The sequence below is a fragment of the Streptomyces sp. UH6 genome, from assembly GCF_013421635.1.
Lineage (GTDB): Bacteria > Actinomycetota > Actinomycetes > Streptomycetales > Streptomycetaceae > Streptomyces > Streptomyces abyssomicinicus.
On record NZ_JACADT010000879.1, the window covers coordinates 1 to 2,401 of the forward strand.

General features: G+C 75.2%; 2 protein-coding genes. Both read left to right on the forward strand.

What is annotated here, in order from left to right; all coding sequences use genetic code 11:
- The first annotated feature begins 28 nt into the window (after nt 1–28).
- Nucleotides 29–910: a universal stress protein gene (locus tag HW445_RS27055; protein ID WP_180223499.1), complete on the forward strand. Its 882-nt coding sequence runs from the start codon at nt 29–31 to the stop codon at nt 908–910.
- A 182-nt stretch (nt 911–1,092) separates the two neighbouring features.
- Nucleotides 1,093–2,340, forward strand: coding sequence for a cytochrome P450 (locus HW445_RS27060; RefSeq protein ID WP_180223500.1), 1,248 nt, complete (start codon nt 1,093–1,095; stop codon nt 2,338–2,340).
- Nucleotides 2,341–2,401 lie beyond the last annotated feature (61 nt).

The window sequence follows — 2,401 nt, forward strand, 5'->3', positions numbered from 1 at the left end:
GGCGGACGGGCCGGGACGGGAGCCGGAAGTGAACGAACCAGTGATCGTCGGGGTGGACGGTTCGCCGTCCGGCTTCGCCGCGGTCGACGTCGCGGCGGACGAGGCGCACCTGCGCGGCGTCCCGCTGCGCATCGTGCACGCCTTCGGCAACCGGCCCTCGCGGATGCCGGGGGTCACCCCGCCGCCGGAGATGACCGGGCGGGGCCTGGCGGGGCTGGTGCACGGGGTTCCCTCGGAGGCGGAGCAGCGGGCCCACGCCCGTGTGCCGGGCCTGGAGGTCACCCGCTCGGTGGTCTCGGGCGAGCCGCTGGAGGTCCTGACCATCGAGTCGCGCTCGGCGGCGCTGGCGGTGGTCGGCAGCCGCGGCCTCAGCGGATTCTCCTCGCTTCTGCTGGGCTCGACGGCCGTGCAGCTGGCCGCGCACGGGCAGTGCCCGCTGATGGTGGTGCGGGGCCGTTCCTCCCCGGCCGGGCCGGTGCTGCTGGCCGTCGACGGCTCCGAGGCCGGTGAGGCGGCGGTGGCCTTCGCCTTCGCCGAGGCCGCGTTGCGCGGGGCGCCGCTGGTCGCGATGCACGTGTGGAACACCCGCAGCGAGCGGGCCCTCGACGACGACCCCCTCGACCCCCTGCGGATCGTGGTGGACGTCAACCGGCTCCAGGAGGAGCAACGGCGCCTGCTGGACGAGACGCTGGCCCGTCACCGCGCCGCCCACCCGGACGTCGTGGTCGAGCCGCGGCTGGTCCGCTCCCGGATCCGCCCCGCCCTGCTGGAGGCGAGCGGCGAGGCCCGTCTGACGGTGGTCGGCGCCCGGGGCCGGGGCGGCTTCCAGGGCATGCTGCTCGGCTCGGTCAGCCAGGCGCTGCTCCACCACGCCGACTGCCCGGTGGTCGTGGTCCGCGGCCGCCACTGACGGACCGGAAGGGCCGGCGCCCGGGCGGACCCCGTGCGGCCGGACGCGCGCCGGTGACCGACCGTGCGAATCCCTGTACGCTCCGCCCTTGTCGCACGGGCCGGGCGTCCACGCCGCCTTGTGCCAGAGGCGGTTCGGCCCGGGCGGCTTCCGCCGGCGCACCCACACACGGAGCTTCCCTCATGGCCGACACCGAAGCCCTCGCCTGCCCGTTCTCCGGAGCCGTCGACATCACCGCCCTCGGGGACACCGCGCACGAGCAGAACGCCGGGCTCCGCGACGCGGGTCCCGCGACCCGCGTGGCACTCCCCCAGGGCGTCGAGGCATGGGTGGTCCCCCACTACGCCACCCTGCGCGACCTGCTCGCGGACCCCCGCGTCGGCAAGCATCCCTCCCACTGGACCGCCCTGTCCGAGGGCCGGGTGCCGGCCGACTGGCCGTTGATCAACTTCGCCGTCGTGCCCGGCCTGCTGACCTCCGACGGAGCCGACCACCGGCGGTTGCGCAACCTGCTCGGGCAGGCCTTCACCCCGCGCCGGGTCGAGGAGCTGCGTCCACGGGTGGAGTTGCTGGTGTCCGGGCTCCTGGACCGCCTCGCCGGCCACCCGGCGGGTCACCCGGTCGACCTGCGGCCGGAGTTCTGCCTGCCGCTGCCGGTCCAGGTCGTCTGCGAGCTGGTCGGTCTGCCCGGCGACCGGTGGGACCGCATGCACGAGCTCAGCAACGCCCTCGTCGGCGCGGGGACCGGTCCTGGCCGGCCGGACATGGGCGCCGTCCAACGCGACGCCTTCGCCCTTCTCACAGAACTGGTCGACCTGCGCGCCCGGGAGCCCGGCGACGACCTGACCACCGCGATGATCGCCGCCCGGGAGGCCGACGGCAGCCGGCTCGGCGCCGACGAACTGGTGGGCACGCTGCTGCAGTTGCTGGTGGCGGGTCACGAGACCACCATCAACCTGATGGGCAACGCGGTCCGCGCCCTGCTCACCCACCCGGAACAGCTGGAGCTGCTGCGCTCCGGTGCGGTGCCCTGGGCGGCGGTCACCGAGGAGACCCTGCGCTGGGACTCCCCGGTCAACCACTTCCCGCTCCGTTACGCGCTGGAGGACCTGGAGGTCGGCGGCGTCCTGATCCGCCGGGGCGAGGCCGTCCTCGCCTCCTTCGCATCGGCGGGCCGTGACGGCCGGGAGTACGGGGAGAGCGCCGACGTCTTCGACCTCACCCGTCCCGCCTTCCGCCACCTGTCCTTCGGCCACGGCCCGCATTTCTGCATCGGCGCGCCGCTCGCCCGACTGGAGACGGAGGTCGCGCTGAAGGGCCTCTTCACCCGCTTCCCGGACCTGCGCCTCGCCTCCGGTGACGAGCTGCCCCGCCGCGGCGGCGTCGTCTCCAACGCCCTCACCGGCCTCCCGGTGTTCCTGACCGCATGACCGCATGACCGCCTGCCGGCGGGGTCCCGAAAGCACGGAGCCCGTGCGCCGCGGGGCCGCG